At 71.0% G+C, this 22216-nt stretch carries 20 protein-coding genes; 10 read left to right on the top strand and 10 right to left on the bottom strand.

Annotation, left to right across the window (positions count from 1 at the left end; all coding sequences use genetic code 11):
• Positions 1-32: 32 nt before the first annotated feature.
• A complete protein-coding gene (locus AB0H84_RS18335) occupies positions 33-1832 on the top strand; it encodes a methylmalonyl-CoA mutase family protein (RefSeq protein WP_357604884.1) in 1800 nt (599 codons plus the stop codon).
• Positions 1829-3976 carry a methylmalonyl-CoA mutase gene (gene scpA / locus AB0H84_RS18330; RefSeq protein ID WP_357604881.1) on the top strand — a complete coding sequence of 716 codons (2148 nt, stop codon included), beginning with the start codon at positions 1829-1831 and terminating at the stop codon, positions 3974-3976. Before AB0H84_RS18335 ends, scpA begins: the two co-directional genes overlap by 4 nt.
• Here the strand turns inward: scpA and AB0H84_RS18325 are convergent.
• Positions 3970-6450 (bottom strand): protein kinase, encoded by a 2481-nt coding sequence (locus AB0H84_RS18325; protein WP_357604878.1) that lies wholly within the window; start codon positions 6448-6450, stop codon positions 3970-3972. The genes scpA and AB0H84_RS18325 overlap by 7 nt on opposite strands.
• 112 nt (positions 6451-6562) lie before the next feature.
• Here AB0H84_RS18325 and meaB point away from each other — a divergent pair, with 112 nt between their 5' ends.
• The 3 genes from meaB (at position 6563) to AB0H84_RS18310 (ending at position 9825) form a co-directional block, all read left to right on the top strand.
• The gene (gene meaB, locus AB0H84_RS18320; protein ID WP_357604877.1) at positions 6563-7522 is read left to right on the top strand and encodes a methylmalonyl Co-A mutase-associated GTPase MeaB; all 960 of its coding nucleotides are present in this window, start codon (positions 6563-6565) and stop codon (positions 7520-7522) included.
• Between the two features lie 82 nt (positions 7523-7604).
• Entirely contained in the window at positions 7605-9365 is a 1761-nt protein-coding gene (locus AB0H84_RS18315) for a long-chain fatty acid--CoA ligase (RefSeq protein ID WP_357604874.1), read from the top strand.
• Positions 9366-9375: 10 nt separating this feature from the next.
• Entirely contained in the window at positions 9376-9825 is a 450-nt protein-coding gene (locus AB0H84_RS18310) for a thioesterase family protein (protein ID WP_357604871.1), read from the top strand.
• Here AB0H84_RS18310 and AB0H84_RS18305 read toward each other — a convergent pair.
• The 3 genes from AB0H84_RS18305 to AB0H84_RS18295 all read right to left on the bottom strand — a co-directional run bounded on the left by AB0H84_RS18305 (position 9731) and on the right by AB0H84_RS18295 (position 11663).
• Positions 9731-10804, bottom strand: coding sequence for an acyltransferase family protein (locus tag AB0H84_RS18305; protein WP_357604868.1), 1074 nt, complete (start codon positions 10802-10804; stop codon positions 9731-9733). The genes AB0H84_RS18310 and AB0H84_RS18305 overlap by 95 nt on opposite strands.
• Entirely contained in the window at positions 10801-11421 is a 621-nt protein-coding gene (locus tag AB0H84_RS18300) for a TetR/AcrR family transcriptional regulator (protein ID WP_357604865.1), read from the bottom strand. Before AB0H84_RS18300 ends, AB0H84_RS18305 begins: the two co-directional genes overlap by 4 nt.
• 68 nt (positions 11422-11489) lie before the next feature.
• Positions 11490-11663 (bottom strand): hypothetical protein, encoded by a 174-nt coding sequence (locus tag AB0H84_RS18295; RefSeq protein ID WP_357604862.1) that lies wholly within the window; start codon positions 11661-11663, stop codon positions 11490-11492.
• 25 nt (positions 11664-11688) lie between these two features.
• Between AB0H84_RS18295 and AB0H84_RS18290 the strand changes: the two genes are divergently transcribed.
• The 3 genes from AB0H84_RS18290 (at position 11689) to AB0H84_RS18280 (ending at position 15114) form a co-directional block, all read left to right on the top strand.
• Positions 11689-12210, top strand: coding sequence for a CGNR zinc finger domain-containing protein (locus tag AB0H84_RS18290; protein ID WP_357604859.1), 522 nt, complete (start codon positions 11689-11691; stop codon positions 12208-12210).
• A gap of 227 nt (positions 12211-12437) precedes the next feature.
• Complete coding sequence (locus AB0H84_RS18285) at positions 12438-14090, top strand: ABC-F family ATP-binding cassette domain-containing protein (RefSeq protein WP_357604856.1); 1653 nt, start codon at positions 12438-12440, stop codon at positions 14088-14090.
• Between the two features lie 73 nt (positions 14091-14163).
• Positions 14164-15114 (top strand): hypothetical protein, encoded by a 951-nt coding sequence (locus AB0H84_RS18280; RefSeq protein WP_357604853.1) that lies wholly within the window; start codon positions 14164-14166, stop codon positions 15112-15114.
• Positions 15115-15167: 53 nt separating this feature from the next.
• Here the strand turns inward: AB0H84_RS18280 and AB0H84_RS18275 are convergent, their stop codons facing one another.
• The 5 genes from AB0H84_RS18275 to AB0H84_RS18255 form a co-directional block, all read right to left on the bottom strand.
• Positions 15168-15428: a zf-TFIIB domain-containing protein gene (locus AB0H84_RS18275; protein ID WP_357604850.1), complete on the bottom strand. Its 261-nt coding sequence runs from the start codon at positions 15426-15428 to the stop codon at positions 15168-15170.
• Between the two features lie 58 nt (positions 15429-15486).
• A complete protein-coding gene (locus AB0H84_RS18270) occupies positions 15487-16341 on the bottom strand; it encodes a phosphotransferase (RefSeq protein ID WP_357604847.1) in 855 nt (284 codons plus the stop codon).
• Between the two features lie 189 nt (positions 16342-16530).
• Complete coding sequence (locus AB0H84_RS18265; protein ID WP_357605058.1) at positions 16531-17760, bottom strand: DUF6596 domain-containing protein; 1230 nt, start codon at positions 17758-17760, stop codon at positions 16531-16533.
• 30 nt (positions 17761-17790) lie between these two features.
• On the bottom strand, positions 17791-18183 hold the full coding sequence (locus tag AB0H84_RS18260) for a YciI family protein (RefSeq protein WP_357604845.1): 393 nt from the start codon (positions 18181-18183) through the stop codon (positions 17791-17793).
• Between the two features lie 213 nt (positions 18184-18396).
• Positions 18397-18933, bottom strand: coding sequence for a DUF4352 domain-containing protein (locus AB0H84_RS18255; RefSeq protein WP_357604842.1), 537 nt, complete (start codon positions 18931-18933; stop codon positions 18397-18399).
• A 1092-nt stretch (positions 18934-20025) separates the two neighbouring features.
• On the opposite strand from AB0H84_RS18255, the gene AB0H84_RS18250 reads away from it, so the two are divergent.
• Complete coding sequence (locus AB0H84_RS18250) at positions 20026-20862, top strand: SMP-30/gluconolactonase/LRE family protein (protein WP_357604840.1); 837 nt, start codon at positions 20026-20028, stop codon at positions 20860-20862.
• 76 nt (positions 20863-20938) lie between these two features.
• Entirely contained in the window at positions 20939-21823 is an 885-nt protein-coding gene (locus AB0H84_RS18245) for a TIGR03619 family F420-dependent LLM class oxidoreductase (RefSeq protein WP_357604837.1), read from the top strand.
• On the opposite strand, the gene AB0H84_RS18240 is transcribed toward AB0H84_RS18245, so the two are convergent.
• Positions 21820-22203 carry a VOC family protein gene (locus AB0H84_RS18240; RefSeq protein WP_357604834.1) on the bottom strand — a complete coding sequence of 128 codons (384 nt, stop codon included), beginning with the start codon at positions 22201-22203 and terminating at the stop codon, positions 21820-21822. The genes AB0H84_RS18245 and AB0H84_RS18240 overlap by 4 nt on opposite strands.
• Positions 22204-22216: the final 13 nt, after the last annotated feature.

Here is a 22216-nt window from a genome sequence, read left to right as displayed (position 1 = left end):
ATCAGGTTCGGGTCAACGCGTAGGATCCGACCATGGAACTGGCAGCGGGTTTCGCGTCCGTATCCCGGGACGACTGGCGGGCGCTGGCGATCGAGGTGCTGCGTAAATCCGGGATCGAGGCCGGCTCGCCCGAGGAGGCGCTGTCCTGCCTCACCTACGACGGGGTGACCGTCGCGCCGCTCTACGACTCCGGCGACCTGCCCGGCGATCCCGGGCTGCCCGGCGAGCCGCCGTACGTGCGCGGCACGCGGGCCGCGGGCGGGTGGGACGTGCGGCAGCGGCACGCGGTGGCCGACCCCGAGGCGGTGCTGGCGGACCTGGAAAACGGCGTCACGTCGCTCTGGCTGGTGGTGGGTGAGGGCGCGATCCCGGTGGACGCGCTGGGCGCCGTGCTCAAGGACGTCTACCTCGACCTGGCCCCGGTCGTGCTGGAGGCGGGGGAGCGCGTACGCGAGGCCGCCGAGGTGCTGTTCGGGCGCGGTGTCGGGGTGCGGGGCAACCTGGGGGCCTCCGCCTGTGCCGGGGGCGCGGGGCTGGAGCTGGCCCGGCGCTGTGTCGAGGGCTTCCCCGGGCTCAGGGCGGTGACCGTCGACGCGACGCCGTACCACGACGCGGGCGGCAGCGACGCCGAGGAGCTGGGCTGCTCGATCGCCCAGGGCGTCGCCGGGCTGCGGGCCCTCACCGGCGGCGGGCTCTCCGTTGAGCAAGCGCTAGGCCAGATCGACTTCCGCTACGCCGCCACCGCCGACCAGTTCGCCACCATCGCCAAGCTGCGCGCGGCCCGCCGGCTGTGGGCGCGGGTCGCCGAGGTCTGCGGGGCCCCCGAGCACGGCGGGCAGCGGCAGCACGCGGTCACCAGCTCGGCCATGATGACCGCGCGCGACCCCTGGGTGAACATGCTCCGCACCACGCTCGCCTGCTTCGCCGCCGGGGTGGGCGGGGCCGACGCGGTCACGGTGCAGCCGTTCGACACCTGCCTCGGCCTGCCGGACGCCTTCTCCCGCCGCATCGCCCGCAACACGCAGTCGCTGCTGCTGGAGGAGTCGGGGCTCGGGCACGTCGTGGACCCCGCCGGGGGCTCCTGGTACGTCGAGCGCCGCACCGCCGACCTCGCCGAGCGCGCGTGGGCCTGGTTCCAGGAGATCGAGGCGGCGGGCGGGATCGGGCGGGCGTTCGAGCTGGTGTCCGGCCGGATCGCCGCCACCCGCGCCCGCCGCGCCGACGACATCGCCCACCGCCGCTTCCCGATCACGGGGGTGAGCGAGTTCCCGCACGTCCACGAGAAGCCGGTCCGCCCACCGTCCGCGGCCGGTGGTGCCGGTGAGGGTGCGCCGGAGGCGGGCGCGCGGACTGCTGCCACATCCGAACCAGCGTCGGAGGCGGTGGGAGCCGGGGGTGGGTTGCCGCGGGTCCGGTACGCCGAGGTGTTCGAGGAGCTGCGGGATCTGGCCGACGCGCAGCCCGAGCGGCCCAAGGTGTTCCTCGCCACCATCGGGCCCGTCGCCGCCCACACCGCGCGGGCCTCGTTCGCCGCCAATCTCTTCCAGGCGGGCGGGCTCGACACCGAGAGCGCCGGTCCCGGGACGGATCCCGAGCAGATCGCCACCGCGTACGCCATGAGCGGCACCCCTGTCGCGTGCCTGTGCTCGTCCGACAAGCTGTACGCCCAGCACGCCCCCGCCGTCGCCGCCGCACTGCGCAAGGCCGGTGCGAGGAAAGTGTGGCTGGCGGGGAAGGGGAAGTACGAAGGCGTGGACGGAAACCTCTACGCGGGCTGTGACGCGCTGGCCGTGCTCCGCGAGACCTTCGACCACCTGGAGGTGACCCGATGATCCCGGACTTCTCCGGCATCCCGCTCAACGACCTGCCCGAGGCCGTCCCCGGGGAGCCGGAGCGCGTCGGCGAGGTGTGGGAGACGCCGGAAGGGATCGAGGTCAAGCCGCTCTACACGGCGCACGATCTCGACGGGCTCGACTTCCTGCGCACCTACCCCGGCGCGGCCCCCTACCTGCGCGGTCCGTACCCCACCATGTACGTCAACCAGCCCTGGACCATCCGCCAGTACGCGGGCTTCTCCACGGCCGAGGAGTCCAACGCCTTCTACCGGCGCAACCTCGCCGCCGGGCAGAAGGGCCTGTCGGTGGCCTTCGACCTGGCCACGCACCGGGGGTACGACTCCGACCACCCCCGGGTCGCCGGCGACGTGGGCATGGCGGGGGTCGCGATCGACTCGATCTACGACATGCGGCAGCTGTTCGACGGCATCCCGCTCGACAGGATGTCGGTCTCGATGACCATGAACGGCGCCGTGCTGCCCGTCCTCGCGCTGTACATCGTGGCGGCCGAGGAGCAGGGCGTCGCGCCGGAGGAGCTCGCCGGGACCATCCAGAACGACATCCTCAAAGAGTTCATGGTCCGCAATACCTACATTTATCCCCCAGCGCCGTCCATGCGGATTATTTCGGATATTTTTGCTTATACGAGTGAAAAGATGCCGAAATTCAACTCCATCAGTATTTCGGGCTACCACATCCAGGAAGCCGGGGCGACGTGCGACCTGGAGCTGGCCTACACGCTCGCCGACGGCGTCGAATACCTGCGGGCAGGCGTCGCCGCCGGGATGGACGTCGACCGGTTCGCGCCGCGGCTGTCGTTCTTCTGGTGCATCGGCATGAACTTCTTCATGGAGGTCGCCAAGCTGAGGGCCGCCCGGCTGCTCTGGGCCAACCTGGTGTCCGGCTTCAATGCGAAAAATCCGAAATCGCTGAGCCTCCGTACCCACTCCCAGACCTCCGGCTGGTCGCTGACCGCGCAGGATGTCTTCAACAACGTCGCCCGCACCTGCGTCGAGGCCATGGCAGCCACCCAAGGCCACACCCAGTCGCTGCACACCAACGCGCTGGACGAGGCCCTCGCGCTGCCCACCGACTTCTCCGCCCGCATCGCCCGCAACACCCAGCTCCTCCTCCAGCAGGAGTCGGGCACGACCCAGGTGATCGACCCGTGGGGCGGCTCCTACTACGTCGAGCGCCTCACCCACGACCTCGCCGAACGCGCCCGGGCCCACATCCAGGAGGTCGAGGCCGCCGGCGGCATGGCCAGGGCCATCGAGGCGGGCCTGCCCAAGCTCCGCATCGAGGAGGCGGCCGCCCGTACGCAGGCCAGGATCGACTCCGGGCGCCAGCCCGTGATCGGCGTCAACAAGTACCGGGCCGAGGGCGACGAGAGCATCGAGGTGCTCAAGGTCGACAACAGCGCCGTACGCGCCCAGCAGCTCGACAAACTGGCCCGCCTCAGGGCCGAGCGCGACCCCGACGCCGTGCAGCGGGCGCTCGACGCGCTCACCAAGGCCGCCGACAACCCCGCGCCCGGCCTGGAGCACAACCTGCTCAAACTGGCCGTGGACGCCGCCCGCGCCAAGGCCACGGTGGGCGAGATCTCCGACGCCCTCGAGCGGGTGTTCGGCAGGCACGCCGAGCCGGTACGTACCATCTCTGGGGTGTACCGCGACGAATCAGGCCACTCCGACAGCATCGAGCGCGCCCGCCGGGCCTGCGCCGACTTCGAACGGGCCGAGGGGCGCCGCCCGCGCATCCTCGTCGCGAAGATGGGCCAGGACGGCCACGACCGCGGCCAGAAGGTGATCGCCACGGCCTTCGCCGACCTGGGCTTCGACGTGGACGTCGGCCCGCTGTTCCAGACGCCGGAGGAGGTCGCCAGGCAGGCGGTCGAGGCCGACGTGCACATCGTGGGCGTGTCCTCGCTGGCCGCGGGGCACCTCACGCTGGTGCCCGCGCTGCGCGGGGCGCTGGCCGACCTCGACGCCGGCGACATCATGATCGTGGTCGGTGGCGTCATCCCGCCGGGCGACCACGACGAGCTGCGGGCCGCGGGCGCCGCCGCGATCTTCCCGCCGGGCACGGTGATCGCCGACGCCGCCCTCGACCTGCTGGACCAGCTGCGAGCCCGTCAGTAGGTCCCGCTCTGGCACATCGTGACGGAGATCGTCCGCTGTGTCACGATCGGGGAGGTGATCCTGAGCGTGACGCGGTGGACGCCTCCTTCGCTCCGGAGGCTCTGCGGCGCGGCGAGGTAGCGCTGGCCGTTCTCCGAGATGGCCGCCGACGAGCGGCCCACGGCCGTGCGGTCGATGTACCAGGTGTACCTGAAGTTCAGCGGCTCGCCGGAGCGCTGCACCAGCGCCTGGAGGGTCACCTCGCCGCCCGACCAGCAGTCGCCGTTCCTGGTGCCGCCCGCGCGGACGTAGACGAGCCTGAGCTGCCCGCTCGCGCCGGGCACCGCGGTGGACGTGGTGCCGTCGGTGGGCACCGTGCTCGGGTCGCCGTCGCTCTGCGGGCTCGCCCCGGGGGTACGCGTCCGCTTCGGCCGCTGCGACGGCGTGGACTTGGCGGACTTCGAGGCCGAGGGCGTGCTGCTCGCGACCGAGACGCTCTTGGCAGTGGGGGTCGTGGGGGTGAGCCACATGATGGCGCCGGCCAGGGCCAGCACGGAGACGCCGGAGGCGCCCGCGATGAGCACGATCTTCATGCGCCGCCGACCGGACCGTCGCGGCGGCGCGGGCGCGCCTGCGGGTGCCTCGCCCGGTGCTCCGGCGGGCGCCCTGGCCGGTGGTTCGCCCGGTGCGAGCAGGCCGACCAGCGCCGAGTGCTGGGCCATCGCCGGCTCGGGCACCGGCTGCTCGCGAGCCCCCGCCCGCTCGAACTCCGCCGCCCGCTCGAACTCCGCCGGATGGTTGAACTCCGCCGGAAGCGGCGACACGACCGGGGCGCCGAGCGGGAACGCCGCCGGACCCTGACCGTGGTGTGCCCCGGGCTCCTGACCGTAGTGCCCGGCCGGTTCCTGACCGTAGTGCCCGGCCGGTTCCCGGCCGAAATGGGCGGCCGGTTCCTGGCCATAGTGTCCGGCCGGGTCCTGGCCGTAGGGCGCGGACGCCTCCTGGCTGTAGTGTGCGGCAGGTTCCTGGCCGTAATGGGCGGCCGGCTCCTGACCGTAATGGGCGGCCGGGTCCTCACCGTAGTGGGCTGACGGTTCCTGGCCGTGGTGCGCGCTCGACTCCTGGCCGTAGTACGCGGCTGGTTCCTGGCCGTAGGGCGCGCCCGGGGCGGGCTGCGGCCCGGCGAGTTGCTCAGGGCCCTGGCGCGGACCGAAGCGTCGCGGCAGAGCTCCCGGCTGAGCCCCTGGCAGAGCTTGCGGCTGTGCCCCTGGCTGGGCCCCGGGCTGGCCTCCTGGCTGCGCTCCCGGGTGGGACCCCGGCTGGCCACCGGGCTGGTCGGCGCCAGGAGCCTGGGCACGGCCCCGGTGCGGTGGCGTGTCCTGGTCGAAGGCCGGCTCCGGCGTCTGGTGCCAGCCCGCCGCCGGTTGGTCGGTCTGGTGCCAGGCCGCCGCCGCCGGCTGGTCAAGGGTCTCGTACGAGGCCGCGGAAGGCTCCGCGACCTGGTGCGGAACCGAGAACTGGTCGGAGGTCTGGTACGGGACCGGCGGCTGGTCGGAGGTCTGGTACGGGACCGGGGTCTGATGCGGTGCCGCGCTCTGGTCCGACGTCCCGTACGCGCCCGGCGTCCGCCGCGGCAGCGGAGCCTGATCCGAGGTCTGGTACGGGACCGGGGTCTGCTGGCCGGCCGGCGTCTGGTGCGGGGCGGCGGGCTGGCGCGAGGGCGCGGTCAGCCGGAGCAGCACGTCGCGCATCGCGGGACGGGCGCCGGGCTCCTTGGCCAGGCAGGCCAGCATGATCTCGCGCACCAGCCCGCGGAGCTCGCCGAGGTGCGGCTCGTCGTTCAGGATACGGTTGATCACCGCGGGCAGCGAGTCGTCGCCGAACGGCGGCGTCCCCATGGCCGCGAAGACCATCACCGACGCCCACGCGAACACGTCGGCAGGCGCTCCGACCGCCTTCCCGGAGAGCTGCTCGGGCGCCATGTACGCGGGCGTGCCGACAAAGGTGCCGGTCGCCTTCATGCCGCCGGCGAGCGCCCCGGCGATGCCGAAGTCCACGACCTGCGGACCGCCGGGCCCGAGCAGGACGTTCGACGGCTTGAAGTCCCCGTGAACGACGCCGGCCTGGTGGATGGCGTCCAGCGCGGTCGCGGTGGACACGGCGATCCGCTGCAGCTCCGCCCCGCCCTGCCGGCCTGCCTGCTGGAGCGAGGGCCCGTCCACGTACTCGGCCACGATGTACGGCCGGCCGGTGGTCGAGGCGTCGAGCACCTGCGCGAGGCAGAACGGCTCGACCTTGCGCGCTGCGGCGATCTCCCTGGCGAGGCGGTCGTCCCCGGCGAGTCCCTCGCGCAGCACCTTGACCGCGACGGGGGTTCCGTTGCGGGCCTGGCCGAGGTAGACGACACCGTGGCCGCCCGCTCCGAGACGACCGACCAGCCGGTAGGGTCCCACCGTTGCCGGGTCGCCCTCGCGGAGGGGTTCGACGTTGGGCATGAGGGGAGTGACTCCTGTGACGGCTGAGGTTAGAACTCCAGCACCCTACTGGCAAAAGTCAAGACTTGTCAGAGCTTAGGCTGATCAACGGGGAAGAAATGGGGTAAGTCGGGTGCATTCGCTGGAGGACTACGCCCAAGGCGTACGGGCCGGATCCCGTACGTGGATCGCGCGCGCGATCACTTTGGTCGAGTCGACCAGGCCCGACCACATCGCGCTGGCCCAGCGGCTGCTCGTCGAGCTCACCCCGCTCTCCGGCCACGCGTGCAGGGTCGGCGTCTCCGGTGTGCCCGGCGTGGGGAAGTCCACGTTCATCGACTCACTCGGGACGATGCTGACCGCGGGCGGCCACAAGGTGGCCGTGCTCGCCGTGGATCCCTCGTCCACCAGGACGGGCGGCAGCATCCTCGGTGACAAGACCCGCATGGGGCGGCTGTCGGCCGACCCCGCCGCCTTCATCAGGCCCTCGCCGACCTCCGGCACGCTCGGCGGGGTCACCAAGGCGACCAGGGAGGCCATGGTCGTGGTGGAGGCGGCCGGATTCGACGTCGTCCTGGTCGAGACCGTCGGCGTCGGGCAGTCGGAGACCGCGGTGGCCGACATGGTGGACACGTTCCTGCTGCTCACCCTGGCCCGCACCGGCGACCAGCTCCAGGGCATCAAGAAGGGCGTGCTGGAGCTGGCCGACGTCATCGCGGTCAACAAGGCCGACGGCGAGTACGAGCTGCCGGCCAGGAAGGCCGCGCGGGAGCTGTCGGGCGCGCTGCGCATGCTCCGCTCCGACTCGGTGCCGCCGCCGGTGCTCACGTGCAGCGGGCTGACCGGCGACGGGCTGGACAAGCTCTGGCGCCAGGTGCTGGCCCACCAGGACGGGCTCGACCTGGCCGCCAAGCGCCGCCGCCAGCAGGTGGGCTGGACGTGGACGCTGGTACGGGAGCGGCTGCTGGCCGAGCTCCGCAACGATCCCGAGGTGGCGGCGATCACCGAGGAGGTGGAGCGGGAGGTCCTCGCCGGCGAGCTGACCCCCTCGCTCGCGGTGGACCGGATCCTGTCCGCTTTCAAGCGCCCCTGAGACGCCGCCGGGCGCGCTGGTCTATCCCAAATCATGGGATTGCTTTTAGAGTCGGGATCGACACCCGTCCAGGAGGCCAGGCATGTCCAGCATTCCGTCCCTGCTGCGCGACCGGATCGCGGCGACCCCCGACGATGAGGCGTACCGCACTCCCTCGGACGGCGGCTGGTCCTCGCTGACATGGCGCGAGGTGGGCGAACGGGTGCGCGAGCTGGCTCTGGGCCTGGCCGAGCTCGGCTGCGGGCCCGGCAGGCGCGTGGCGATCCTCTCCTCGACCCGGCTCGAATGGATCCTGGCCGACCTGGCGGTGCTGGCCACAGGCGCGGCCACGACCACGATCTACCCGTCCAACACGGCCGCCGAGGCGGCGTTCGTCATCACCGACTCCGGCAGCACGATCGTGATCGCCGAGAACGACGACCAGGTCGCCAAGCTCAGGTCCGTCCAGAAGGAGCTGCCCGGCGTCACCCACGTGGTGGTCATCGACGGCACGGCGAGCGACGACGGCTGGGTGGTCAGGCTCGACTCCCTCCAAGCCCCGCAGGACGGCGACTACGACGGCATGGTGGACGCCATCGCCGCCGACGACCTGGCCACGCTCATCTACACCTCCGGCACGACCGGCCGCCCCAAGGGCGTGGAGCTGACCCACGACAACTGGCTCCACGCCGCGGGCGGCGTGCGCCAGCTGGACCTGATCTCCAGGGACGACCTGCACTTCCTGTGGCTGCCGCTGTCGCACTCGTTCGGCAAGCTGCTGGAGATCGTCATGATCGAGATCGGCGTGCCGACCGCGATCGACGGGCGCCTCGACAAGATCGCCGAGAACCTCGGCGTGCTCAAGCCGACGTTCATGGCCGCCGCGCCGCGCATCTTCGAGAAGATCCACAACACCGTGGTGGCCACCGTGCGGCGCGAGGGCGGCGTCAAGCTGCGCATCTTCAACTGGGCGCGGGAGACCGGCCTCAGGGTCAGCCGCGCCCGCCAGCGCGAGGCGCCCATCCCGCTCACCACCAGGATCGAGTACGCCCTGGCCGACCGCCTGGTCTTCGCCAAGCTCCGCGACCGGTTCGGCGGCCGGATCCGGTTCTTCGTCTCCGGTGCCGCCCCGCTCTCCATGGACATCGCGGAGTTCTTCGACGCGGCGGGCCTGCCGATCCTCGAGGGGTACGGCCTCACGGAGTCGTCGGCGGGCAGCTTCCTCAACCGGTTGGAGTCGGTGAAGTTCGGGACGGTCGGGCCGCCTCTGCCGGGCGCCGAGGTCCGCATCGCCGACGACGGCGAGATCCTCATCGGCGGCCGCGGCGTCATGCGCGGCTACCACGGGCTGCCGGAGGAGACGGCCCAGGCGCTGGAGGACGGCTGGCTGCACACGGGCGACATCGGCGAGCTCGACTCGGCCGGCCGGCTGCGCATCACCGACCGGAAGAAGGAGCTGATCAAGACCTCGGGCGGCAAGTACGTCGCGCCCACGCACCTGGAGGGCCGGATCAAGGCGGCCTGCCCGTACGCGTCGCACGTGTTCGTGCACGGCGACCGGCGCAACTACGTCACCGCGCTGGTCACGCTCGACATGGACGTGGCGGGGCCGTGGGCGCGGGCGCAGTCGCTGCCGGAGGACCCGGAGCAGCTGCGGGAGCACCCGCGGATGCGCGAGGAGGTCCAGAAGGCCATCGACCAGGTCAACGCGGACGAGGCCAGCTACGCCACGGTCAAGAAGTTCGCGATCCTGGCCGAGGACTTCACGGTGGAGACGGGCGAGCTGACGGCCAGCCTCAAGATCAAGCGCAAGGCCGTCGAGGAGCGCCACGGCAAGATCCTCGACGCCTTCTACGAAGGTTAGCGCGGCCGGCGTGATCTCCCACCTCCCGGTGCGCCCGAGGCACTGCGACGCGCAGGCCATGATGCACGCGGCCCGCTATTACGAGTATTTCGAGGACGCCTTCCTCGACTGGCTCGGCGCCAGGGGCGGCTACGACCGGCTCCGGGAGCAGGGCGCCGACCTGGTGGTCAAGGCGAGCGGGTGCGAGCACCACGCCCCCGCTCGGCTCGGCGACGTGCTGGCCGTGGAGAGCGCGCCGGCCAGGCTCGGCACGACGTCGATCACGATGACGTTCACGATGCGGCGGGCGGACGAGCTGGTGGCCGTCGGCACGGTCACGTACGTGTGCGTGCGCGACGGCCGGGCCGCTCCGCTGCCGCCGATGCTCAGAGAACCCGCTTGGCCCCCGGCAGCGACCGCACCAGGTACGCCAGCCCCCAGCACAGCGGCAGCGCCACCACCAGCGTGGCCGCGAACTTGACGATCGCGATCGCCTCGAGCGGGCGCAGCGCGTAGGCGACGGCGACCAGCACGAGCGGGTGGATGATGTAGACGGTGAAGGCGTGGTCGGACAGGAACCGGCCCCGCGGTCCCTGCCCGGCGAACCGCTCTCTGAAGAGCACCGACAGCCCGATGACCATGCTCACCGCGAAGGCCGACTCCCAGGCCGCCATCAGCGCCGAGGCCACCGCCCCGCCCGTCATGGCCGTGGGAGGCAGCAGCACGGCGGTCGACACGCCCGCCGCCACCAGCCCCAGCCGCCCGGCGCGCGCCGGCAGCGTCTCGAACCAGCCGCGCCTGAAGGCCACGCACCCGAGGACGAACATGGAGACGTACTGCGGCAGGAAGTTCGGCGTCGGCAGCCCGAGCACCGGCACGTAGGTGCCGGTCGGCACCGGGATCCGCCACAGGAACGTGGCCACCGCCAGCCCCGCGACGAACAGCGCGACCGACCTGAACCGGAGCGGGGCCGGGCGCGACTCGAGCGGGGCCCGCCGGGACCGCCACAGCGCGTACGCCAGGGCGAAGACGATCAGCACCTCGGCGAACCACATCGGCCCCGGGTCCCACGAGCGCAGGTAGAACTCCCAGTACGGCATGCCGTCGGTCCGCGCGTAGTCACCGAAGTTCACCAGCGGCCGGAGCAGCAGGATGAAGAGCAGCAGCGGGACGCCCAGCCGCACCAGCCGGTCCCGCACGAAAGCGCGGCTGCCCTTGCGGTCGTAGGAGCCCGGGGTGAAGAAGCCGGAGACGAGGAAGAAGAACCCCATGAAGAACGCCTGGTTGAACGTCACCAGAATGTCGAGCAGGGTCCCTGAGGGGTCCTTGGCGGGCTCGGTGTAGTACCAGAGGGGGATGTGGCCGTAGGTCACCGCCACGTGGTGGGCGACGACCAGCACGGTCAGCACGGTCCGGAGGTTGTCGATCGAGTGGAGCCTGGTCCTCGGCTCGGTCTTCATTTCCTGCAGGCCCTTTCGAAGAGGTCGGCCAGCTCGCGCGCGTGCGCCTCGAGGTCGTGTTCCGGATAGGCGGCCCAGTAGCCGAACATGCTGTCCATGGCGGCCGACAGCGTGACGGCCATGACGCGGACGTCGAAGTCCCTGAACTCGCCGGTGCGCTGCCCGAGGCGGAAGGCGTTCTCCAGTGCCTGATAGATCTCCTCGCTGGTGTGGACGCCGTAGCGGGGCCGGCCGTCGGCGGTGCGCAGGTTGTTGAAGATCTCGCCGAGCGCCATGATCTGCGATCGCTGCTCGCGCATGTGGGCGGCGTTGGCGAGGACATAGGTCCGCAGCAGCTCGCCGGCGCCCTCCACCCCCTGCATCTCGGCGATGACGTGCTCGGCGGCCTGCTTGTAGACGCGGGTGACCACCTCCTCCATCAGCTCGTCCTTGCCGGCGAAGTGGTAGGAGATGACGCCCTTGCTGATGCCGGCGTGCCTCGCGATGCGGGCCAGCGACGCCTGGGCGAACCCGACCTCCGCGATCACCTCCACGGCCGACGCCACGATCTGCGCGCGCCTGGCCTCCTCGATGAACGACCGCGACTTCTGGCCGTCTGGACGATTTTCTGACCGCATGGCCAAAATTTAGCACAGGTGGCCAGGATGGGTGATCTCTCCCGGTCGGGCTCAGGTGCGCCGGCGCGTCATCCCGCTCCGCCCGCGCAGCGCTCGAGCGGCCGGACGGTGGCGACCAGCCCCGAGGTGCGCACCTCCCACGCGCCGCAGGCACACCTCAGGTAGGAGACCGTGCCCTCGGAGGTGCGGTGGGAGGAGATGACGGCCAGGGCCAGGGGATCGTGCAGATGTCTGGAGTCCATGATTCCAATCTGGTGTAATGCCCTTATGCATTTCAACGCTTACGGCGGCAACGGGGCGGCCCTCGCGGCGGCCCTGGTGAACGCGACCGACTTCAGCCCTGAGGCGGTCGAGGCGATGCTCACCGAGCACCGCCTGCTCCGCGCCGCCGTCACGGCCGAGCAGGCCGAGGAGCTGCGCGAGTGGGCGGGGCGGCTCGCGCCCGTGTTCGGGGAGCGCGACCAGGACACGCAGATCAAGCTGGTCAACGACCTGCTCGACATCACCGCGTCCAAGCCGTACGTCAGCGCGCACGACGGCCGTGAGCCGCACCTGCATTTCTTCGCCCCGGACGCCGACATCGTGGCCAGGGCGAAGGACACCACCGCGGGCGGGCTGGCCATGGCCATGTCGTTCGCGGGCCGGCACCGTCTGGGGCGGTGCGATCGCGACGGGTGCGAGATCGTCTTCGTGGACACCTCGCGTAACGGGCGTCGCCGGTTCTGCTCGCCGGCCTGCGCCAACCGGGTCAACGTGGCGGCGCACCGGGCCAGGAGCCTTGCCAGATAATCATCGCGTCGGATAAGCTCTCCCGCGTCTTATCGCCGAGCCCTGGGGGCCGTTGACGTGAGGATCTGAGGTCGCGGGCACCGCGCCTTCTCCTGCCCTGTTGTGGGCAGTGCGCGCACACCTGGACCTCTGGCGACCTCTTCGCCCTCTCTTCCCTCGTGTTGCGCGCGTATGCGGTGTTTCCCGCCAAGTCACGAAATTTCGATCTTTGTGACGGGAGCCGCCTTATGTCTTTTTCCATTGTTGTAGATCACGTGTCCTTCGCCTGGCCGGACGGCACCGGGGTGCTCGACGGGCTCGACGCCGCGTTCCCCGCGGGACGTACCGGGCTCATCGGGGTCAACGGGTCGGGCAAGTCCACCCTGCTCAAGATCATCGCGCGGGAGCTGGCCCCTCGGGCCGGGGCCGTGTCCGTGGCGGGGGAGATCGGGTACCTGCCGCAGAACGTCCCGCTGGGCGCGAGCCGTACCGTGTCGGACCTGCTGGAGATCAGCGGGACGCGGGCGGCGCTGCACGCCATCGAGAGCGGCGACGTGGCCGAGGAGCACTTCGCCGCGGTCGGCGACGACTGGGACGTCGAGGAGCGCGCCAACGCCGAGCTCGACCGGCTCGGGCTCGGCCACATCGGGCTGGACCGTACGGTCGGCACGCTGTCGGGCGGCGAGACCATCATGGTCGCGCTCGCCGCCCAGCTGCTGAAGCGGCCCGAGGTGCTGCTGCTCGACGAGCCCACCAACAACCTCGACCTGGACGCGCGGGAGCGGCTGTACGCCGCGGTCGCCGCCTGGCAGGGGGTGCTGGTGGTGGTCAGCCACGACCGCGCGCTGCTGGAGCTGGTGGAGCACATCGCCGAGCTGCGCGACGGCGTCGTACGCATGTACGGCGGAAACCTGAGCGCTTACGAGGAGCAGGTCGCCTCCGAGCAGGACGCCGCCCTGCGGATGGTACGCACCGCGGAAGGAGAGGTACGGCGGCAGCAGCGCGAGCTCATCGAGGCCCGCACCCGGATCGACCGGAACCTGCGCTACGGGCGGAAGGCGTTCGAGAACAAGAAGGTGCCGAAGATCGTCGCCAACGGGCTGAAGCGGAAGGCCCAGGTGAGCGCCGGCAAGCAGCGCAACCTGGCCATCGAGAAGCTGGAGGAGGCACGTGGGCGGCTGACGGAGGCCGAGCAGGCGGTGCGCGACGACGACGAGATCCGCATCCAGCTGCCCGGCACGGAGGTGCCCGCCGGTCGCACGGTCCTCACCTTCCCGCTCCCGCCGCCCCCGGACACCCGCCCGCCCGGCGCTTCCGACCGCGCCCCTGCGGACGGCGCGGAGGGCTCGTACGACGAGGGCGGCGTGCCCGGTGTTGTGCCGCTGGAGACGCTGGTGGTGCGTGGTCCCGAGCGGATCGCGCTGCTGGGTCCGAACGGCTCCGGCAAGACGACGCTGCTCAGGCGGATCGTCGAGCACGGCGCCCACGTCCCCGTCCGGTACCTGCCGCAGCGCCTCGACCTCCTGGACGACGCCCTGAGCATCGTGGACAACGTCCGGGCCATGGCTCCGGACGCATCCGTGAACGACGTCAGAGCCCGCCTGGCCCGCTTCCTGTTCAGGGGCGACCGGGTCAACCAGGCCGTCGGCACGCTGTCGGGAGGCGAGCGCTTCCGCGCGACCCTCGCGGCGCTCCTGTCGGCGGAGCCGCCGCCCCAGCTGCTCCTGCTCGACGAGCCGACGAACAACCTGGACCTGGCCAGCGTCCGCCAGCTCTCCCAGGCGCTGAACGCGTACCGGGGGGCGCTCATCGTGGCCAGCCACGACGTGCCGTTCCTGGAGACCATCGGGATCACCCGCCGGCTGCGACAGGATCGGGACACTGGACTGACGGAATCGTGATTGACGGCTGGGGATCAACCCGACGATAGTGTGACAGGTGGCTGGACCTCGGTTGATCTCCTGCGTTCTCGCCTTGTCAGCACTCACGCTCGGCGCCTGCTCGTCGTCCTTACCGTCGCCGACCGAAGGCGCGTCGAAGGTCAGCGGCGTAGCCGGCGGCAACGGCGGCGGCGCGCCCGTCAGCGGCGGTGGCACGGAGACGAGCACCCCCAGCCCCAGCGCGCTGACGGCGGAGGAGTACAAGAGCGCGCTCCAGAGCAGGCACAAGGCGATGGCGGGCGCGATCGCCTCCCTGGCGGGCGCGCGCAGCGTCAAGGCCCTGGACGAGCGGGTCGGCAGTGCGGAGGAGGCGCTGAGCGGCGCCGCCGACGCGCTGGCCGCCCTCGCCCCGCCCGACGCCGTACGCGCCCAGCACGACGCGTACGTGACCAGCCTGCGCGACTTCACCAGCGCGCTGGGCTCCACGGCGGGCAAGGTCGGCGCCAGGAACCTGTGCACGTCGTCGGCCGTGCTCACCGACCTCGACGACAAGCTGGCCGCGCTCGACAAGGCGGGCGAGGCCCTGCAGAGTGCCGGCGGCTACCCGGCCGACATCGTGGACGTGAAGGCCGGCAAGAAGGAGAACAGGCGGCTGGGCAACGGCTCGTTCGTCCGCAGGAGCACGCTCAACGGCCGCAGCTCGCTGGAGGTCGACAACGGCGGCACCCGCGACGCCGTGGTCACCGTCGTGAAGGGCGGGAGCAAGACGTTCAGCGTGTACGTGCGCAAGAAGTCGAAGTTCAAGGTCAGGGGTGTGCGCGACGGCACGTACAAGATCTACTTCACGCACGGCGTGGACTGGGACGGCAAGCGCAAGGCGTTCACGCGCGAGTGCAGCTTCGAGAAGTTCGAGAAGTCGGTGAAGTTCAAGACGACGTTCACCGCCACGCAGATCCGCTGGCACGACTGGCGGATCACGCTGCACGCGATCTCGGGCGGCAACGCCCGCACCGCGCCGGTCGATCCCGACGACTTCCCGTCCTGACGCCGCCGGACGGCGCAAGGCCGCGCACCCCACCGGTGCGCGGCCTTTTCCGATCAGGTCGAGAACAGCATGCCCACCCAGCTGCGCTGGTGGTGGTGATGGTGGCCGCCGTAGTGGCCGCCGTGCGGGGCGCCCCAGGCGGGACCGGGGGCAGGGGGAGGCGGGGGAGCCGCGTGGAACTGCGACTCCATCCGGGTCAGCGTCTCGAGCTCGCCGTAGTCGAGGAAGATCCCACGGCAGTTGTCGCACTGCTCGATGTGGACGCCGTTGCGCTCATAGGTCCGCATGTTGCCGCGGCACTTAGGGCACTGCATCTAGGTCGCTCTCCTTGGCTCAAGGTTTCAGGGTTGAAACCTACCGCGCGCAACCCCGTCACGCTCGGACGATTCTGTTGCACGCCTCGACTAACGAGAACTCCACCTCATCGAGTTCCCGGCCCTCGCGCTGGGCGTTGACGACGGCCACGGCGGCGAGCTGGACGGTGAGCGCCCGGGCGGGCAGGTCGAGCCGCCGCCACGGGTCGTCGCCCGCGCCGAGCGCGGGCCCGCCGGAGGCCAGGTACGCCCCCAGGAACCGCTCCCAGACGGCCGGGTCCAGCAGCCCCGCGGCGTACCAGGCGGCCGGCCTGGCCAGGTCCCACGCCGGATCGCCGACGCCGAGGTCGTCCACGTCGATGAGCAGCCAGCGGTCGCGGTGGACGAGCTGGCCCAGGTGCCAGTCGCCGTGCGTGAGCAGCGCGGGCAGCGGTTCCGGCTCGGGGAGCTCCGCGAAGGTCCGCCTGATGAGCTGCTCGACGGGGCCGTCGCCGGTCATCCGGCCCACCGCCCTGGCGGCCCGCGCAGGCCCACCGGCGGCCGGCAGGTCGGGCAGCAGCGTGAGGGGCACGGCGTGCAGCCCGGCCAGTAGCCTGGCCCCCTCCTCCCACGGCGCGGAGTCCGGGTCCTCCTGCGCGACCGGGCGGCCCGCCGGCCACACCGTCACCGCCCGGCCCGACACCCGCAGCACCTCGGGCTCCAGCGGGGCCAGCAGCACGCCGCTCACCGCGGCCGACGCGGCGGCGCGCAGCCGGACCCGCAACGACTCCACGTCGTCACGCGCGGAGTGCGCCTTGACCACGACCTCGCCCCTGCGTACCACCACGACATCCGTGCGCGTCGGATGTAACACGGGCTCACCCGCGCCGCCGTACGCCGCGGCGACCCCCGCCAGATCGTCCTCGAGTCCCACTCGTACAGAGTATTTGCCGGTATGGGCGGTGCACGCCGCCGGACGCGATGATCGGATCGGGCCGAACCTCCGGCCAGACCTGCGGTAAGGGCAGCCGCCCACGTCCGGCGTGCGCCATCGTGTGCAAGTCGATGCCCCTAAGCGTCGCCGGCGTGTGTGCTCCGGCGCGGTCGCTTCAGCGAGGCCGGTCTAGTGTCCTAGCCGACGCAGTCGCCGGTTGAGGTAGCGCTGCTCCGGCAGGCTCCTCGTCAGCTGCGCGGCCCGCAGGTAATGCTCGGCCGCGGCCTCCACATCGCCGTTCAGTTCCAGCAGATGGGCGCGTACGGCGTACAGCCGGTGATGCCGCCGCATCGCGGGATCGGTCAGCAGCGGATCGATCAGCGCCAAGCCGATCGCCGGGCCGTGGGCCATCGCAGCGGCGACGGCATGGTTGAGCGTCACAGTCGGGGAGGGAGCGACCCGGCTCAGCATGTCGTACAGAACGCTGATCTGCATCCAGTCGGTGGCCTGGTAGGTCGATGCCTCCGCGTGCACCGCGGCGATCGCCGCCTGGATCTGGTAACGGCCCACGTGCCCCCGCGGCAGCGTCTGCTCCAGCAGCGCGACACCCTCGGTGATCAGATCGCGCCGCCAGCGGGAGCGGTCCTGCTCGGCAAGCGGCACCAGACCACCGGCGGAGTCGGTCCGCGCCGGCAGCCGTGCGTGCGTGAGGAGCATGAGCGCCAACGCGCCGGACACCTCGTCATGGTCGGGCAATGCAAGGTGCACCTGACGGGTGAGCCGGATGGCCTCCTCGGCGAGTTCGACGTCGACCAGGGTCCCGCCGGAGGTGCGGGTGTAGCCCTCGGTGAACACCAGGTGGCAGACGTCGAGGACAGCTGCCACCCGGGCCGGCAGGTCCTTGTCCGACGGCATCGCGAACCGTGCGCCCGCGCCACGCAGCGTCGCGCGGGCGCGGCTGAGGCGCTGGGTCATCGTGCGGACCGGCACCAGGTACGCGGCCGCGATCTGCTCCACGCTCAACCCGGCCACCGCCCGCAGGCTGAGCGCCACCTGCGACGGCCTGCTCAGTGCAGGATGGCAGCACAGGAACAGCAGGCGAAGCGTGTCGTCCGCCTCACTCGCGGGAACCTCGTCCGCTCCAGGCGCCACGCCGGCGTCATCCGGCTGTCGTGCGGCGTCCTGCGCCTCGCGGCGGGCGCGGGCCGACTCGGCCCGCGCCCGGTCGATCAGGCGCCGCGACGCGACCCGGATCAGCCACGCCCTCGGATTGTCGGGAACCCCACCGATGGGCCACTGAGAAGCAGCGGCCTCGGCGGCTTCCTGGGCCGCGTCCTCACAGTCGCCGAGGTCACCGTACCTCCGCACAAGCGCACCGAGGACGTGCGGCGCCTCCCGACGCCACACGTCCTCCAGCATCCGCCGCACCGCACAACCTGCCTGAGATCGCTATTGGTCGTCGCCGCCTGGCCACATCGTCGGCCGCAACTCCACCGTCTCTCCGGGGCCGGCGAACTTCGCGGCGACCTCTTCCGCGCGGGCCTGGCTCTCGACGTCGATGAGGAAGAACCCGGCCAGGTGCTCCTTGGCCTCCGAGTACGGGCCGTCGCTCGCCAGCGGAGAGCCGTCCTGCCACCGGTACAGTCGTGCGCCCGCAGGGTCGCCGAGTGCCTCTCCGCCGATCAGTTCGTCGTTGGCCCGCAGTTCGGACATCACCTGCTCGAATTCGGCGTTCAGCCGCTTGCGCACGTCGTCGGGCAGCTGCTGGTGGGCCGCAAGGTAGTCGCTGGTGGGGTGCCCCCACGGCTGCGGATTCGAGTGGATCATGATCACGTACTTCATGGCTGTCAGCTCTCGTCTCGTGCAACGGCCGCTCCGTCGCTCGAATGGGACGTCGGTGCGGAATTGCCGATGTCGACACTATCCAGGAGTTCGAGACGTGCATCTTTCTCAGAAGGTCGCTGACGACATCGGCACTCAACTTGTGTCCCTGCCGTGTCAGCTCCGCGGCCAGGGCACGACACATGAGCGGCGCAGGCACCACGCCAAGGAACGCTAGGACAGCGTCCATTCGCCCTTTTGATCAGCGAACCCGCTGTTCAACGCGAACTGGAGCTTGGCCGGCTTCGCGCCTTCGGGAACCTCGAACACGAGCACACCTTTACGTGTGTCCCCCATGTTGATCGTCGCCGATCCGCCGAACGACTGTCCCTCCCGCACGTCGAACAACGTGGTCCGGTACTGCTGCCCCTCGCCATCGATCAGCATCGCACCGTTCGTTGGTGAGTCGCTGTAAACGGCCTGACCGGCGTTCGCCAACGTGATCTCCAGGGCCACGAACTTGTTGCCGGTCTTCGGCTTCATGAAGTCCTGCGCCGGGGTGGCCGGGTTGACCACTTTGGTGAGCGTCACGGTCATCTTCAGGCCCGGATCCGTTCCCTCGAGGGTGATGGCGCCCCCGACTGTCGCCGCGGACGGCTCCTGCCTGGGCTGCTCCTGCGGCTGCTGCTGGGCGGGTTCCGTCGCGGCTGGCTGGTTCGCCTCTGGCTGCTTGGACGGCATGACCATGTTCGGCGAGTCCGCCTTGGTCACCACCCTGTCCTTGTTGCTGTCGAACAGGACCAAGCCGACGGCGGCACAGCCCCCAAGGAGAAGCAGGGGGATGCCGACCGCCAGGAGGACGATCAGGCCGGTGTTGCGTCGCGGCGGTTGGGGTGGCGGGCTGGTGGGCGGCTGGTACCCGTACCCGCGCGTCGGTTGGGGACCGCTGTAGCCGTAGGGCTGGGGCGGCTGCTGGCCGTACGGGTCTTGCGGCTGGGACGGGTAGCCCATGTTGCGTCTCCTGAGACGTAGGGAAGGCGCTGTGGGACGGTCCACGCATGCCGCTGGTTGACAAGAATCGCCTGTCCACATTCGGACATGTTGTCGTGCCGCCTGCCGTGTCGAGGGTGCTCCAGCGGGCGGCACCCACTCTCAACATGAAGTAAGAGGCAGCTCATCCAGCGCCTTGGGATACACGTCCAGCACGTCGGGGGACTCGGTCCGCCCGCTGTCTGGGCCGGTGCGCTCGAGCACGGCCTTGGTCAGCGCCCACGGAATCAGGCCCGTCTCGGGGTCGGTCGGTCGCCGGCTGTCCGCACAGCTGGCACAGCCGCTTGTCCATGCACCGCCGCTGCCGCTTGTGGTTGTGCTTGCGCATCGGCTCCGACCCGCGATGGTCCGGCTTGTCGCGGATGTCTTTCATCCGGGCGCGGAGGATGCCGTGGATCCAGTCCTGCCGCCGCAGTTTGCTGTTAGGTCAGGCGGTATTCGAATGGCCGGGATCCTGGCGAAGGTCACTCCGTACATGCTGCGGCACACCTGGGCGCGACGAGCGAGGCGGGCCCAGCAGGCCGAGCCTAAGCGGGCGTGGTTGTGGTCGGACTCGAGAACAGGGCGCGAATCAGCCGTGCGTAGGCGTACGGCGCCACCTCCTGCCGCCGTGGCACCTGCTGACTCGGATAGGGCTGCGCGGTGCGCGGCTCTGGCACGGAGGCTGATGGCCGGGCGAGGGCTGCCGACGATCGGCAGATCCCGCAGCCCCCAAGGCAACTTCGGAATCGCGCCAGCGTCTGTGGGACCGGATCGCGATGAGTTTTGCCGGCCGGTCGGGTCTTTGTTACCACCGACGAGAGGAGACCCGACGTGGGCGCATGCGAAGTGCTGATGGAGGGAGTCGTGTTCGGCGAGTCGCCGCGCTGGCACGACGGACGGGTGTGGTTCTCCGATTGGGGCGCGAACCAGGTGATCGCGCTCGGCACCGACGGCAGCCACGAGATGGTGGCGACCGTTCCGTCGTTCCCGATGTGCATCGATTTCCTCCCCGACGGGCGGCTGCTGGTGGTGGACTCCGCACAGCGACGGCTGCTGCGCCGTGAGTCCGATGGGTCGCTGGTCACCCATGCGCACCTCGCCGAGATCTCGGAGAAGCCGTGGAACGACATCGTGATCGACGACCGGGGCAACGCCTACGTCAACACCATCGGTTTCGACTTTCCCGGCGGCGAGTTCGCGCCCGGCCTGGTCGTCCTTGTCACGCCGGACGGCCACGTCCGTCAGGTGGCCGGCGACCTCGCGTTCCCGAACGGGATGGCGATCCTGCCGGACGGCGGGACGCTGATAGTCGCCGAGTCGTACGCCAACCGGCTCACGGCCTACGACATCGGGCCGGACGGCGATCTCAGCAAGCGGCGGGTGTGGGCGGAGACTCCAGGCGACCATCCGGACGGGATCTGCGTGGATGCCGAAGGCGCGATCTGGTACGCCGACGTGGGTAACCGGCACTGCGTGCGCGTGCGTGAGGGGGGTGAGGTGCTGGCCACGGTGGATCTGGACCGGGGGGCCTTCGCCTGCACGCTCAGCCGGGGGGAGGAGCCACGCTTGTACGTCGTCGGCCAGAACTGGGGCGGCCCCGACGCCTCGCAGCCCAGCGGAGTCGTTGTGGCGTTCCCGGCGCCTGCGCCGGGCGCCGGGAAGCCGTGACCTCGGCAGCTCGGCGCGTGGTCGTCCATCCTCCGTCGGTTCATGGGACGAATGCGCGTCGGTCAGACTAGGGCGCATGAGAGTAGGTTTCGCAGTTCCGCAGTCAGGCCCGTGGGCCACTCCCGAGAACATGCGCCGCGTCGCCACGCGGGCGGAGGAGCTCGGTTACCACGAGCTGTGGACGTTCCAGCGCCTCATGTACCCGGTCGGGCATCCCATGGGGCCGACGTACCGCAGCGTGCACGACCCGCTCATCACGCTGGCGCACCTCGCGGGCGTGACGAGCCGGATCCGGCTGGGCGTGGCGGTCATCAACGCGTACGTGCAGCCGGTGGTGCTGGCCAAGCAGCTGGCCACGCTGCAGACGGTCTCGGACGGCCGGTTGACGGCGGGGCTCGGGCTGGGCTGGCTGCCGGAGGAGTTCGAGGCCGCGGGCGTGGGCATGGAGCGGCGGGGGGCCAGGGCCGAGGAGTTCGTCGAGGTGCTGCGCAAGGCGTGGAGCGACGACGTGGTCGAGCACAGCGGCGAGTTCTACCGCGTGCCGCCCTCCCACATCGACCCCAAGCCGCTGCCCGGGCCGCCGCCGATCCTGCTCGGCGGCACCGCCGAGGTCGCGCTCCGCCGCGCCGGGCGGCTGGCCGACGGATGGGTGAGCTCCAGCAGGGAGGACCTGGCCGCGATCGCCGGGCGCGTGGAGCTGATCAAGGCGACGCTGGCGGAGGAAGGGCGGGACGCGGCCGCGTTCCGGTTCGTGGTCCGCGGCGTCACGCGGCCCGGGGCGGACGACGACCGGCCGCTGTCGGGCACGTACGAGAAGATCAGGCGCGACGTGGCCGACCTGGCCGCTGCCGGCGTGACGGACGTCTTCCACGACCCCAGCTTCGACCCCGACTTCGTCACGCTCGACGCCAAGGAGGCGATGCGCCGGGCCGAGGAGGCGCTGGAGGCCCTGGCTCCCTAACTCCAGCCGCCGTACGGGACCGTGATGATCTCCAGGTTGTGGCCGTTGGGATCGGACCAGTAGAGCCCGCGGCCGCCGTCATGAGTGTTGATCCGCCCCGGCTGGCCATGGCCCGGATCGGCCCAGTACGTCAGGCCGCGGCTCTTGATCCGCTCCCAGATCTGGTCGAACTCCTCCTCGCTGACCAGGAACGCGTAATGCTGCGGCACCACGGTCCCGTCCGTCTGGAGGACGTCGAGCGAGACGTCGTTGCCGAGCGTGACGACGCGGAACGGCCCGAACACCGGAGCCGGCTCCAGGCCGAGCACGTCCACGAGGAACGCGGCGGTCTCGTCCCTGTCTCTCGCCTGCACGATGGTGTGGTTCAGCTGGACGGGCATACCTTCACGTTAT

The sequence above is a fragment of the Nonomuraea sp. NPDC050786 genome (assembly GCF_040654115.1).
Taxonomy (GTDB): domain Bacteria; phylum Actinomycetota; class Actinomycetes; order Streptosporangiales; family Streptosporangiaceae; genus Nonomuraea.
The sequence above is the reverse complement of the archived record's forward strand: the minus strand, read 5'-3'. Positions and strand labels throughout refer to the sequence as shown.